At 66.7% G+C, this 13,426-nt stretch carries 10 protein-coding genes and 2 pseudogenes; 7 read left to right on the forward strand and 5 right to left on the reverse strand.

What is annotated here, in order from left to right:
* A pseudogene (locus ADBZ5N_RS12185) lies at positions 1-203 on the forward strand (hypothetical protein); the annotation flags it as partial.
* Between the two features lie 51 nt (positions 204-254).
* On the opposite strand, the gene fadA6 reads toward ADBZ5N_RS12185, so the two are convergent.
* From fadA6 to ipdE1, 4 genes are read right to left on the reverse strand one after another with little or no spacing between them, the layout of a single operon-like run.
* Positions 255-1,403, reverse strand: coding sequence for a steroid 3-ketoacyl-CoA thiolase FadA6 (gene fadA6 / locus ADBZ5N_RS12190; protein ID WP_526257743.1), 1,149 nt, complete (start codon positions 1,401-1,403; stop codon positions 255-257).
* Positions 1,400-1,999, reverse strand: a complete 600-nt coding sequence (gene kstR2 / locus ADBZ5N_RS12195; RefSeq protein ID WP_526257744.1) for a TetR family transcriptional regulator KstR2 — start codon at positions 1,997-1,999, stop codon at positions 1,400-1,402. The genes fadA6 and kstR2 overlap by 4 nt, the downstream gene beginning before the upstream one ends.
* Entirely contained in the window at positions 1,996-2,787 is a 792-nt protein-coding gene (ipdF, locus tag ADBZ5N_RS12200; RefSeq protein ID WP_526257745.1) for a (5R,7aS)-5-hydroxy-7a-methyl-1-oxo-2,3,5,6,7,7a-hexahydro-1H-indene-carboxyl-CoA reductase, read from the reverse strand. Before ipdF ends, kstR2 begins: the two co-directional genes overlap by 4 nt.
* Positions 2,787-3,947 (reverse strand): acyl-CoA dehydrogenase IpdE1, encoded by a 1,161-nt coding sequence (ipdE1, locus tag ADBZ5N_RS12205; RefSeq protein ID WP_526257746.1) that lies wholly within the window; start codon positions 3,945-3,947, stop codon positions 2,787-2,789. Before ipdE1 ends, ipdF begins: the two co-directional genes overlap by 1 nt.
* A 60-nt stretch (positions 3,948-4,007) precedes the next feature.
* Here ipdE1 and fadD3 point away from each other — a divergent pair, with 60 nt between their 5' ends.
* From fadD3 to ADBZ5N_RS12230, 5 genes are all read left to right on the forward strand, one after another.
* Positions 4,008-5,576 carry a 3-((3aS,4S,7aS)-7a-methyl-1,5-dioxo-octahydro-1H-inden-4-yl)propanoate--CoA ligase FadD3 gene (gene fadD3 / locus ADBZ5N_RS12210; RefSeq protein ID WP_526257747.1) on the forward strand — a complete coding sequence of 523 codons (1,569 nt, stop codon included), beginning with the start codon at positions 4,008-4,010 and terminating at the stop codon, positions 5,574-5,576.
* On the forward strand, positions 5,573-6,712 hold the full coding sequence (locus tag ADBZ5N_RS12215; protein ID WP_526257748.1) for an acyl-CoA dehydrogenase family protein: 1,140 nt from the start codon (positions 5,573-5,575) through the stop codon (positions 6,710-6,712). Before fadD3 ends, ADBZ5N_RS12215 begins: the two co-directional genes overlap by 4 nt.
* Positions 6,712-7,683 carry an acyl-CoA dehydrogenase family protein gene (locus ADBZ5N_RS12220; RefSeq protein WP_526257749.1) on the forward strand — a complete coding sequence of 324 codons (972 nt, stop codon included), beginning with the start codon at positions 6,712-6,714 and terminating at the stop codon, positions 7,681-7,683. The genes ADBZ5N_RS12215 and ADBZ5N_RS12220 overlap by 1 nt, the downstream gene beginning before the upstream one ends.
* Positions 7,683-8,624, forward strand: coding sequence for an acyl-CoA dehydrogenase IpdE2 (ipdE2, locus tag ADBZ5N_RS12225; RefSeq protein WP_526257750.1), 942 nt, complete (start codon positions 7,683-7,685; stop codon positions 8,622-8,624). The genes ADBZ5N_RS12220 and ipdE2 overlap by 1 nt, the downstream gene beginning before the upstream one ends.
* Positions 8,625-8,707: 83 nt before the next feature.
* Positions 8,708-9,823, forward strand: a complete 1,116-nt coding sequence (locus ADBZ5N_RS12230; RefSeq protein WP_526257752.1) for a pyridoxal phosphate-dependent aminotransferase — start codon at positions 8,708-8,710, stop codon at positions 9,821-9,823.
* A 5-nt stretch (positions 9,824-9,828) separates the two neighbouring features.
* Here the strand turns inward: ADBZ5N_RS12230 and ADBZ5N_RS12235 are convergent, their stop codons facing one another.
* Positions 9,829-11,088 (reverse strand): esterase-like activity of phytase family protein, encoded by a 1,260-nt coding sequence (locus ADBZ5N_RS12235; RefSeq protein WP_526257751.1) that lies wholly within the window; start codon positions 11,086-11,088, stop codon positions 9,829-9,831.
* A 664-nt stretch (positions 11,089-11,752) separates the two neighbouring features.
* On the opposite strand from ADBZ5N_RS12235, the pseudogene ADBZ5N_RS12240 reads away from it, so the two are divergent.
* Positions 11,753-13,426, forward strand: a pseudogene (locus ADBZ5N_RS12240) (hypothetical protein); the annotation flags it as partial.

Raw genomic sequence — 13,426 nt, forward strand, 5'->3', positions numbered from 1 at the left:
GGCTCAGCCTTGCGGGCCAGCTCGCGGCGGCAACAGCCGTTGTCGCCGCCAAGGGCATCATCCGCTTCCCGGAGATCAATGCCCGAAAAGTTCGCGATGAAGGTGGGATCGGCATCGACGACATCACCGAGTACTTCCTCATCGGTAGCTTCGCGAGTTGGATCGTGGCACTAGGGGGCGTGGCGCTGGTCGCGGCGGCCTGAGTTCCCTGGGCCGAATCTCCCTGGGGAACAACAGTTCCCCTTCGTGTCGATCTACAGCCGTTCGATGATCGTCACGTTGGCGGTGCCACCGCCCTCGCACATCGTCTGCAGGCCATAGCGACCGCCGATGCGTTCCAGTTCGTTGAGCATGGTGGCGAACAATTTGGCACCGGTGGCCCCCAGTGGGTGACCGAGCGCGATGGCGCCGCCGTTGGGATTGACCCTGGCCGGGTCGGCACCGGTCTCCTTGATCCAGGCCTGCACCACCGGGGCGAAGGCTTCGTTGATCTCGACGGTGTCGATCTCGTCGATGGACAGTCCGGTCTTGTCCAAGGCGTAGCGGGTGGCCGGGATCGGCCCGGTCAGCATGAACACCGGGTCGGCACCGCGGCAACTGATGTGGTGAATCCGCGCTCGCGGGGTCAGGTTGTGATCCTTCACCGCCTGTTCGGAAGCCAACAGGACAGCGCTGGCCCCGTCGGAGATCTGGCTGGCCACTGCGGCGGTCATGCGGCCCCCCTCAGTGAGCGTCTGCAGAGCGGCCATCTTCTCCAATGTCGTCTGCCTGGGGGTTTCGTCGATCGCGAAGCCGTCCACCGGGATGATTTCGTTGTCGAAGTGGCCGCCGCTGATCGCCGCGAAGGCCCGCTGGTGGCTGGACAGCGCCCAGCGCTCCATGTCTTCGCGGGAGATGTCCCACTTCTCGGCGATCATCTCCGCTCCGCGGAACTGGGAGATCTCCTGATCTCCGTAGCGCGCCAGCCAACCCTTCGACTCGGCGGTGGGGGTGGTGAAGCCGAACTCTCTGCCGACGATCATCGCCGAGGAGATCGGGATCTGGCTCATGTTCTGCATGCCGCCGGCCAGGATCAGGTCTGCGGTGCCGGCCATGATCGCCTGTGCTCCAAAGGAAATCGCCTGCTGACTGGACCCGCATTGACGGTCGACGGTAACCCCGGGGACCTCTTCGGGATAGCCGGCGGCCAGCCAGCTGAGCCGACCGATATTGCCCGCCTGACCGCCCACGGCGTCCACGCAGCCCACGATCGCATCGTCGACGGCGGCGGGGTCGACGTCGTTGCGGTCGAAGATCCCCTGGAAGGCGTACACACCGAGGTCGATCGGGTGGACGCCGGCCAGCGAACCACCGCGCTTTCCGACCGCGGTGCGGACCGCGTCGATGACGTAGGCCTGGGTCATGACGCCTCCTTGGGGTGGGCGGTGATGCCGCCGAGAACGATCGACAGGTACTGCTGGCCGACCTGTGCGGCCGTCAACGGCCCGCCGGGTTGATACCAGCGCACCGACACCCACGTGGTGTCGCGGATCAGCCGGTACACCAGATCGACGTCGATGTCGGGGTGGAAGTAGCCCTGGGCGATACCCTCGGTGAGGACCTCGACCCACATCTTGCGTTGCCGCCGGTTGAGTTCACCGACGTAGTCGAAGCGGGGTTGGCCGGACAATCGCTTGGCCTCGTCCTGGTAGATCACCACCTCGGCGTGATGGTTCTCGATGGCGTCGAAGGACGCCATGAAAAGGCCTTTGAACCGGGCCAGCGGGTTGGGCTCGGTGTCGATGATCTGCTGGTAGCGGTCGAACAGCCAGTCCAGAAAACCGCGCAGTACCTCATCGACCATCTCCTCCTTGGAGGAGAAGTGGTGATAGAGACTGCCCGAGAGGATGCCGGCCGCGTCGGCGATATCTCTGACGGTGGTCGCGCGCAGCCCACGTTCGGCGAACATGGTTGCGGCGAGTTCGAGCAACTCCTCGCGGCGGGTGGCCGGGGTGCTCATGGATGCTGGCTCGACACCGAGATGACCTCTCCGGTCAAGTAACTCGCGTAGTCGCTGGCCAGGAACGCGACAGTGGCGGCCACCTCCCAGGGTTCCGCGGCCCGGCCGAACGCCTCCTGCCCGGAGAGTCGGTCGAGGAGTTCCGTGGAACTGGTCTTCTCCAGGAAACGGTGCCTGGCAATACTGGGCGAGACCGCGTTGATCCGCACTCCGTACTCGACGGCTTCGATTGCGCTGCAACGGGTCAGCGCCATCACCCCAGCCTTGGCAGCGGCGTAGTGGGACTGCGAGTGCTGAGCCCGCCAGCCCAGCACGCTGGCGTTGTTGACGATGGCACCGCCGTGGCCGGCGTCCCGGAAGTACGCCAGCGCAGCCCGGGTAGCGCGCATCACCGAGGTGAGGGTGACGTTGAGGACACGGTCCCACTCGTCGTCGGTCATGTCGATCACCGGGGTCTGGCCTCCGAGTCCGGCGTTGTTGACCAATACGTCCAGACGGCCGAACCGGGCAGTGGTGGACGCGATCATCGCATCGACCTGGGTTGTGGACGTCACATCGCAGACCACACTCTCCACCCGGCCAGACCCCAACGCCGAGAGCGCGTCCCGCGTTTCGTTGAGTCGGCGCTCGTGATGGTCGGAAATCATCACATCGGCACCCTCGAGCAGCGCCCGGCGCGCGGTCGCGGATCCGATTCCAGTGCCCGCTGCGGCGGTGACGACGACGACTTTGCCGTCGAGCAGTCCGTGCCCCCCGGTCTCCTGCGGCGGGGAGGACAGCGACGCCATCAGCCCCTCGCCTCGCGTGGCAGTCCGAGTACCCGTTCGGCGATGATGTTTCGCTGAACCTCGTTGGAGCCCCCGTAAATGGTGTCCGCTCTGGAGAACAGGTACAACCGCTGCCATTCGTCGAACTCGTTGTCCTCCAAAACAAGTCCAACCTTGCCCCTGATCTCCATGGCGAGTTCGCCGAGATCCCGATGCCAGTTGGCCCACAGCAGTTTGGACACTGAGTCTTTTCCGGCGGCCTGACCGTCATCGTCGTCGTCCATGGTCGCCAGGGCGAAGGACCGCATGGCCTGCAGTCCGGCCCACGCCCGGGTGAGCCGCTCGCGAATCATCAGATCATCGATCGCACCGCAATTCTTGGCGACCTCCACCAGAGCGGAAAGCTCACGGGCATAACGGATCTGCTGGCCGAGGGTGGAGACACCGCGTTCGAACATCAAGGTTCCCATCGCCACCCGCCAGCCGTCGCCGGGCTCACCGACGACCAGATCGGCGTCGGTGCGCGCATTGGTGAAGAAAACCTCGTTGAATTCCGAGTCACCGGTGAGCTGGATGATCGGACGAATCTCCACCCCCGGCTGGCTCAGCGGCACAAGAAGATAAGACAGTCCGGCGTGCCGTTTTGAGCCCTTCTCGGAGCGGGCCAGCACGAAGCACCATTGCGCCCAGTGCGCCAGCGAGGTCCACACCTTCTGGCCGTTGATCACCCATTCATCACCGTCGATGACCGCGGTTGTCGACACATTCGCCAAGTCACTGCCCGCGCCAGGCTCGGAGTAACCCTGGCACCACAGTTCGGTGACGTCGCGGATCGCCGGCAGAAAACGACGCTGCTGTTCAATTGTTCCGTAGGCGATGAGTGTCGGGCCGACGAGTTCCTCGCCGAGGTGATTGACCTTGTCCGGGGCATCGGCCCGGGCGTATTCCTCGTAGAAGGCCACCCGGTGCGCCACCGACAGTCCGCGCCCGCCGTGTTCAACCGGCCAGCCCAAACACGTCAGACCGGCCTTGGCCAGGTGACGGTTCCAGGCCAGCCGCTCGGAGAAGGCTTCATGCTCTCGGCCGGGTCCACCCAGCCCCTTGAGAGCCGCGTACTCGCCGACCAGGTTGTCGGCGAGCCACTGCCGGACCTCAGCCCGGAAGTCGTCGACCGTGATCACCCTTGTAGGCTAACCTACCAAGCACTTGCTTTGTTGGCCTGGTGCCAGGTAGGAGCAGCGATGAGCGGGCACCCTCTGACCACACCCGCGGTGCTGGAACAAATGGCCTACAACTTCGCCGACCACGAAGCGCTCATCACCGGCGAGCGCAGTTTCAGCTTCGCCGAACTGCATGAAGAAGTCCGGCACACCGCCGCCGCCATCGCCGGCCTCGGGGTGAAGCCCGGCGACCGGGTGGCGATCTGGGCGCCGAATACCTGGCACTGGGTGGTCGGTTGCCTGGCCACGCACTACGCCGGCGCCGTACTGGTGCCGTTGAACACCCGCTACACCGCCGAGGAAGCCACCGACATCCTTCGGCGCACCCATGCGCCGCTGCTGATCGGGATGGGCCACTTCCTCGGTGCGGACCGGGTGTCCGACCTCGACCGGGCGGCGATGCCCGATCTGCGTCATATCGTCCGAATTCCGCTGGACCACAACGACGGCACCTGGGATGAGTTCCTCGCAGGTCCGCAGGTCCCGCTGTCCGAGGTCGACGCGCGCGCCGCCGCTGTCCAACCCGACGACGTCTCCGACATCCTGTTCACCTCCGGCACCACCGGCCGCAGCAAGGGCGTGTTGTGTGCCCATCGGCAGTCCCTGTCGGCTCCGGCCGCCTGGGCGGCCTGCGGCGAGGTCACCAGCGCCGACCGCTACCTCTGTATCAATCCGTTCTTCCACAACTTCGGCTACAAAGCCGGGATCCTGGCCTGCCTGCAGACCGGTGCCACGCTGCTCCCGCAACTCACCTTCGACGCGGAACAGGCGATGAGCACCGTGCAGGATCAGCGCATCACCGTACTGCCCGGCCCACCGACGATCTATCAGACCTTGCTGGACCATCCGGCTCGCGCCCACTACGACTTGAGTTCGCTGCGTTTCGCCGTCACCGGTGCAGCAACCGTGCCGGTCGTGCTGATCGAGCGGATGCAGAGCGAACTGGACATCGACATCGTCCTGACCGCCTACGGACTCACCGAGGCAACCGGATTCGGCACCATGTGCCGCGCCGATGACGACCCCGTCACGGTGGCCACCACCTGCGGACGTCCGATCGCCGGCTTCGAATTGCGCATCGGCGCGCCACCGGATAACCCCGACGCCGAAGGTGAGGTATTGCTGCGCGGCCCCAACGTCATGCTGGGCTATCTCGATGACCCCGGCGCCACCGCCGCCGCCATCGACCCCGATGGCTGGTTGCACACCGGGGATATCGGAACCGTCGACGCGGCCGGCAACCTGCGGATCACCGACCGGCTCAAGGACATGTACATCTGCGGTGGCTTCAACGTCTACCCGGCCGAAGTGGAGCAGGTACTCGCCCGACTCGACGGCGTCAGCGAGGTGGCGGTGATCGGCGTGGCCGAGCAGCGACTCGGCGAGGTGGGCCGCGCATTCGTCGTCCGCCGCCCGGACTCGGACATCGATGAGCAGACGGTCATCGACTACAGCAGAAGACATGTGGCCAACTTCAAGGCACCGCGATCGGTGGTTTTCGTCGACGTACTACCGCGCAACGCCGGCGGCAAGGTCCTCAAGACCGTCCTCCGGGAAATGGGCGAGAAGGAGGGCGATCCGACTCGATGAACCTCGACTACGACGAAGCCACCTGCGATTTCCGCGACGAGGTGCGGTCGTTCCTGGCCGCCCACACAGACGACTTCCCGACCAAGTCCTATGACACCGCTGAGGGCTTCGAGCAACACCGCCGCTGGGATCGGGTGCTGTTCGACGCCGGCTGGTCGGTGGTCACCTGGCCACAGCGCTACGGCGGACGCGACGCCACCCTGCTGCAGTGGGTGGTGTTCGAGGAAGAGTATTTTCGGGCTGGTGCGCCCGGCCGGGCCAGCGCAAACGGCACCTCGATGCTGGCGCCGACCCTGTTCGCCCATGGTACCGAGGAGCAGCGGGATCGGATTCTGCCGAAAATGGCCAGCGGCGAGGAGATTTGGGCCCAAGCCTGGTCGGAGCCGGAGTCCGGCAGCGACCTGGCGTCGCTGCGCTCCACCGCGACCCGCGCTGACGGCGGCTGGATCCTCAACGGGCAGAAGATCTGGAGCAGTCGGGCGCCGTTCGGAGAGCGGGCGTTCGGACTGTTCCGGTCCGACCCCGGCGCCGGGCGCCACCGCGGCCTGACCTACCTGATGTTCGACCTCATGGCCGACGGGGTGACTGTCCGGCCGATCGAACAACTCGGCGGGGAGACCGGTTTCGGGGAGATCTTCTTAGACAACGTGTTCGCGCCGGACTTCGACGTGATCGGCGGCGTGCACGACGGGTGGCGGGCCGCGATGAGCACGGCGAGCAACGAGCGTGGCATGTCGTTGCGCAGCCCGGCACGGTTCATGGCACCCGCTCAACGGTTGGTCCGGGACTGGCGCGAGCACGGCGGCGACCCGGCGACGGCCGATCAGGTGGCCGATGCCTGGATCAAGGCGCAGGCCTACCGGCTGCACACCTTCGCCACGGTGACCCGATTGACGGAGGGCGGTGAACTCGGCGCGGAGTCGTCGGTCACGAAGGTTTTCTGGTCGGACCTTGACGTTGCGATCCATCAGACCGCGCTGGATCTACGCGGGCCGGGCGGTGAGTTGGCCGGTTCGTGGACCGATGGCCTGCTGTTCGCCCTCGGCGGCCCGATTTACGCCGGCACCAATGAAGTTCAGCGCAACATCATCGCCGAGCGGCTTCTGGGCCTACCCCGGGAAGGGGTCAGGGCCTGATGAAATTCTCCCTCGACACCGAGCAGAAAGACTTCGCCGCCAGTATCGACGCCGCCCTGTCGGGCGCTGATGTGCCGGGTGCTGTTCGGGCGTGGAACAACGGCGACACCGGGGCGGCCCGGGGGATCTGGATGCGACTGGCCGATCTGGGGGTGACGGCGCTGGCGGTCTCGGAAGAGCACGGCGGGATCGGTGCCCATCCGGTGGACCTGACCGTCGCAGTCGAACGCCTGGGCCGTTGGTGCGTACCCGGCCCAGTGGTCGAATCCCTTTCTGTCGCAACGGTTCTACTGGCCGGCGATGACCGTTCCGCCGCACTCGCCGCCGGTGACCTGATCGCTACGGTGGCGATGCCGCCGACTGTTCCACTGGCTGTTGATGCCGACTTCGCCGGGCTGACACTGCTGGCCGGGGACGGCACGGTCGCGGATGCGACGCCGTCACTGCACCACCAGTCGGTTGACCCCAGTCGTCGGCTTTTCGAGGTCTCGACGGCGGGCGGTGGCAGGCCGGCCGACACCGACCGTGCCTACAACTTCGGCGCCCTGGCCGCCGCCGCGCAACTGCTCGGTGCCGGACAGGCGATGCTGGACATGTCGGTGGAGTACGCCAAACAGCGCACCCAGTTCGGCCGGCCCATCGGCAGCTACCAGGCGATCAAACACAAACTCGCCGACGTCCACATCGCCCTGGAACTGGCGCGCCCCTTGGTATTCGGAGCAGCTCTGTCGCTGGCTGAACGCTCAGTGGACTGCGCCCGCGACGCCAGCGCCGCAAAGGCCGCCGCCGGCGATGCCGCACTGCTGTCGGCGCGCGCCTCCCTGCAAACCCACGGCGCGATCGGCTACACCGCCGAACACGACCTATCCCAGCTACTGCTGCGCGTTCAGGCATTGCGGTCGGCGTGGGGTGATCCGGCCAGCCATCGTCGACGAGTGCTCGACGCGTTGTGCACCCGGATGGAGGCCTGATGAGCCAAGAACGTCAACTCCTCCGGCAGACCGTCGCCGCCTTGGTCGACAAGCACGCCACCTCCGCGGCGGTGCGGCGGGCGATGGAATCCGAGCGCGGCTACGACGAAAGCCTCTGGTCGATACTGTGCGAACAGGTCGGCGCGGCGGCGCTGGTGGTGCCGGAGGAATTCGGCGGTGCCGGTGGCGAATTAGCCGACGCTGCGGTGGTGCTGGAGGAACTGGGCCGTGCGCTGGTGCCCACCCCCCTGCTGGGTACCACCCTGGCCGAAGTGGCGCTGCTGGCCGCTGATTCACCCGACGCGGCGACGTTGGAGGAACTGGCATCGGGTGCCGCGGTAGGCACTGTGGTGTTCGACCCGGACTACGTGCTCAACGGTGAGGTGGCCGACGTCGTTCTCGCGGTGCAGGACGGACGCGTCGCCCGCTGGACCGAGGTGACCGTCGAACCGACCGCAACGATGGACCCCACCCGCCGCCTGGCCCGGCTGACGGCGGGTACCCGGACGCTGATCGGCGTCGATCCCGGCATCGCCGGTACCGCCGCGATCCTGCTGGCCGCCGAACAGATCGGTGCGGCTTCCCGCTGTCTGGACCTGACCGTCGAGTACACCAAGCAGCGCGTCCAGTTCGGCCGGCCGATCGGGAGTTTTCAGGCGCTCAAACACCGGATGGCCGACCTGTATGTGGCCCTCGAGGCGGCGCGGGCGGTGGTCGGCGAGGCGGTGTCGAACCCCACGGCGGTGTCGGCCGCACGCGCCCGACTAGCTGCAAGCGAGGCCTTCGGCATCGTCGCCGCCGAATCGATTCAGCTGCATGGCGGAATCGCGATCACCTGGGAGCACGATATGCAGCTGTACTTCAAACGCGCCCATGGCAGCGCGCAACTATTGGGAGGCCCGCGCGAGCAACTGCGCCTGCTCGAGGCGGAGGTTCTCTAACGTCCAGCGGTTCTCTAACGTCTAGCCTTGGCGGAGTGAGCGCGCACGTGGCACATCGGGCCGGAATACCGCCGTTCTACGTCATGGACGTATGGCTGGCTGCCGCTCAGCGCCAACGGACCCACGGTGACCTGGTGAACCTTTCCGCAGGCCAGCCCAGCGCGGGGGCACCGGCAGCGGTGCTCGCTGCTGCAGAGCAGGCACTTCGGAGTTCTCCGCTGGGATACACCGTGGCACTGGGCATTCCGGAGTTACGCGAGGCGATCGCCGGCTCGTACGAGGCTCGGTACGGCCTTGACGTTCACGTCGATGACGTAGTCCTGACCACCGGTTCCTCCGGCGGTTTCCTGCTCACCTTTTTGGCCTGCTTCGACGTCGGTGACCGGGTGGCCATCGCAAGTCCCGGCTACCCCTGCTACCGCAACATTCTCTCGGCACTGGGCTGCGAGGTCGTGGAGATCGAGTGCGGAGCGCAGAGCCGGTTTCAGCCGACGGCGGCGATGCTGGCCGAACTTGACCCGCCGGTGCAGGGCGTCATCGTGGCCAGCCCGGCCAACCCGACCGGTACGGTGATCGAGCCCTCCGAACTGGCCGCCATCGCCCGATGGTGCGACGCCCAGGGGGTCCGACTGGTCAGCGACGAGGTCTATCACGGCCTGGTCTATCCGGGAGCCCCCCGGACGTCCTGCGCCTGGGAAACCTCGCGCAACGCCGTTGTGGTGAACAGCTTTTCCAAGTACTTCGCGATGACGGGGTGGCGGCTGGGCTGGCTGCTGGTGCCGGCCGAGTTGCGGCGGGCAGTGGATTGCCTGACCGGGAACTTCACCATCTGCCCGCCGGTGCTGCCCCAGCACGCCGCGGTGGCGGCGTTCACGCCCGAGGCGATCGCTGAGGTCGAGGGGCACCTGGATCATTACGCGGCGAACCGGGACACTCTGATCGCCGGACTGCGTCAACTCGGTGTGACCAGACTGGCCCCGGCCGACGGGGCTTTCTACGTCTACGCCGATGTCTCCGACTTCACCTCGGATTCGCTTGGCTTTTGCGAAAGACTGCTGGCTGACACCGGATTGGCTATCGCTCCCGGTGTCGACTTCGATACCGTGCGCGGGAACGCCTTCGTCCGACTATCCTTCGCGGGACCGTCGGCTGACATCGACAAGGCCTTGCGCCGCCTAGGTCCGTGGCTGAGCCGGTAGCGCTTTCAGCGGGCGCTCAGCAGTTCAGCCACCTCGAGCAGCACCAGTTCATTGTCATCGACGGTCATCGGATCCCGGCTCCTTGAGTTGGGAAAATTGTTGTCGTTGCCGATAACAATGTGACGGCCATCCACCACGTCGACGCTCTCGATGGTCGCAAAAGGAAATGTCAGCACTCCGTCGGTGAGCGGTGCCCGGGCCAGCCCGTCGGGATCGGCGATGGACATCAGGTCGACATAGCCGATCTTGCGCACCGGCTCGCCCATCCTCCGGTCGTCCAACTCAATCGTGTACACCCGCTTGAATCGTGCTGGCGAAGAGAAGCATTCGCCGGTTGGACCGGAAACCGGGCAGGCCTTGTCGACGGTCCCGAAGCCGTCGTCCCGCTCGATCACCAGAGCGGTCGTGGCGTCGATCATCGCGAGGTCGCCTATCGAATGCGCCGGATCGTGCAAGGTGTATCTCCAGTACCGGCCGGTCCACCGTTGGGCTGAGACGTCGAACTCCAGGATGCGCACGTCCCCGGCCTGCTGGTCGGACTCCTCGGCGAGCCGACCTTCGAGCATCGGGTAGAGCATCGTGCCATCCGGGGAACCCGCCAGGGCTTCAAGCCCTTTGGACCGCTGGACTCGTACTGGTTGCGCACCGCCGTAGTGATCCTCCGAGCGGGCTGCCCTGCCGTCGATCAGGGTGTCGAAGATCCCCAGCAGACGCCCTGCCATATCGAACTTGAGCAGGGACGGCCCGAACTCCTCGCCGATCCAGATCGCATCGCCGGTCACCTGCAGACTCTCGGGGTCGAAGTCGCTTCCGGTGAGATACCGCTCAGCGGTGCCGTCGGTGGTGATGGGGAAGGGCGCGATGCTTTGCGGGTCGGCCAGGAACACCGTCTGAACCAGACTGAAGCCGCCGCCGTCGAAGTCGATCCGGTACTGATTGAGTTGCAGCATGAAGTCCGCGGCATTGTCTTTGCGGCCGGTGCCGTTGTCGCTCAACACCCAGAAAGTGCCGTCTGGTGTGCGCCGGATCGCGGAGTGCCCCGCTGCGGGTTGGCCGGCAAACGGGGGTGCGATATCGCCGACGGCGGGTCGCCGCAGGGCCTTTCCGCTGGTTCGCAGTGCTGCCGGGGCGTCGGGTGGGGCATCCAGCAACGTCGACGCCGGCAGGATGGCGTGCCCGGCGAGTACAGCGGGAAACTCTTTCTCCGCGGGCGTGCGCGGGGCCCCGCCACATGCGGTCACCGCCACCAGCATGCCGACAGCCAAGACCCTAGCCCGAAGGGTACGACTCATGGCATCGGCTCCTCGAGCGCGAATATACAGACCACGGCGTGGCCACTGATAGGACATCGCACTCGCCGCCGTCAGGATGGACTTAAGGTCGAGCTGTTCGGTGTTTCTCAGTAGCGCTGCAGCTCCGGGACCAAAGACCCCAATAAAGTGACGAAGGTCCGGTACCGACGAGCGCCCGTCGAGTGTTTTCGTATTGTCAGTCTCCGGTGGGTCGTCTGGCTGCATCGGGGATTGGAAGATCAGAGGTTGGCCCATGGCGGCAATTTGGCATTCAGTCTCGGCACGCTACGTAGGTCGCGTCGGCGCCTTGGCGGTCGCTCTGGGCGTCGGGATCGCGATCGGGTCGGTTCCGGCTGTGGCCCTCGCCGAGCCAGGCAGTCCCGGGGACTCCAGCCCGAATGGGCGCTCCGCGGGGTCGGCAGGTCCATCTGTGTCGCCGGCGCCCACGCGGTCCCGGTTGGCGACCCGCTCAGGCCTCGGCAGCACTGAAGACAGCGACTCTGTGAAGGCCGACCGGAGCCTCAACAGCGCACCGGCTCAGGGTCCGACGCCGCGCGGGCGCCGGTCTGTGGTCATCGACCCGGCACCGGCCGAGTCGCCCGCCCCGCCGCCAGCGTCACCGTCAGCGTCGGCCAGCATGGTCTCGCCGGACCCGGCGGCGCCGGCGGCTCGGCCGGTGGCGGCAGTGAGCCTGCCCGAAACCGTGGAACTGGCCGCGTCGCGGCCGACACCGGCCCCTACCGCCAGCCCAGCGGCCGAGACTGTCCAACAGCCCTTACCGCTGTCGAGCCCGGTAGCGGACCGAACCCTCTCGGTCAGCCCTGCAGCTGCCGCACCGGTGATGACCCCGGCCCCACAGCGAGCAGACGCCGTCGCAGTATCCGGCGGCGGATCCAATGCGCTGACATGGCTTGGCGCCAATGGCAACCCGGTCAGCCCAGCAGCCGCTCCTCTGGCCTGGACAGCGGCGGCGTTCGCGCGCCGGGAGTCCCAGCCCGCCAACGCAGCAGCAACGTTATCCTCGGTGACCACCGGTGAGTCGGCGAATACCCAAGGTGCCCAACCGATCGCGGACTTCTTCCGGATGTTCTTCGGCAACGGGACAGCCGATCGCCCGGATGCCGGGATGCTCATCGGTGACGGCTTCAGCTACGACGCGACAACATGCGTCGGTCAGACCATCTGCAACGGCGGTAAGGCGGGCCTCCTCGGAAACGGCGGAAACGGCTACAACGGCGGCAACGGCGGGGCCGCAGGCTGGTTCGGCAAGGGCGGCGCCGGCGGCAACGGCCTGCCCGGTCAGAATGGCGGCACCGGCGGCCGCGGCGGTTTGCTCATGGGCGGCGGCGGCAACGGAGGCATCGGCGGCAGTGCCCAAGCGGTCGCCGGCAACGGCGGCAACGGCGGCGATGGGGGCGACGTCGGTCTGCTGTCGGTGTGGGGTCACGGCGGCAAAGGCGGAGCCGCAGGCAACGGCGCTGCGGGCGGGGTGAGCAGGCTCGCGACGGTCGATGACGGGCTCGTGCCGGACGGGCTCAAGGTGTGGGAGGGCGGCCAACCGCTGCTGTTGCGGACGACGAGCACGCTCGACGGCGGTGATGGTGGCGTCGGCGGCGCGGGCGGCGACGGCAGCTGGATCTTCGGCCGCGGCGGAGACGGCGGCAACGGCGGCAACGGCGGGGACGCCGCGGCCGGCGGGGTGGAGGGCCAAGGCGGCATCGGCGGCGCAGCCGGCACCGGCCGTTTGCTGGCGATCGTCCCGCGCCCGGGCACGCGCGGTTCCAGCGGCACCGGAGGCGGGGGCGGCGGTTGCACCGGGGCGTGCCCGCCGGGTCGGATGTTCGCCCCCTATATCGACATGACCTCGACGCTGCAGCGTGAACAGACCTGGTACATGAACGACAGCGTCGCGCCCAACCAGACCGGGACCCCGAGCCTGGTGGCAACGATGACCAAGACCGGAATCGAAGCCGCGACCCTGGCATTCGTCAATCAGCAGGAACAGGGCGGTGACTTCATCTGGGGCAGCTCCAAAGACCCGAAAAACAATGCCGCTTTCGGCTCCACCCGGGGGGTGACGATCAAAACCGACATCCAGAGCGCGGTGGACAACGGCCTGAACACCATCGTCTCCTTCGGTGGCATCACAGCCTGCGAGAACGGCGTGGAGATAGGTCAGCTCAACGGCGAAGCCGCGGCGTTGACCAGCGCTCCGATCACAGGAACGGGCTCGAAATTCGTCACCGTCACACTGGACAAGCCGATCGACTTCGCCACCATGGAACCCGGCAGCGTCAGCGGACGAATCAAG

The organism is Mycobacterium sp. (assembly GCF_044370595.1).
Lineage (GTDB): Bacteria > Actinomycetota > Actinomycetes > Mycobacteriales > Mycobacteriaceae > Mycobacterium.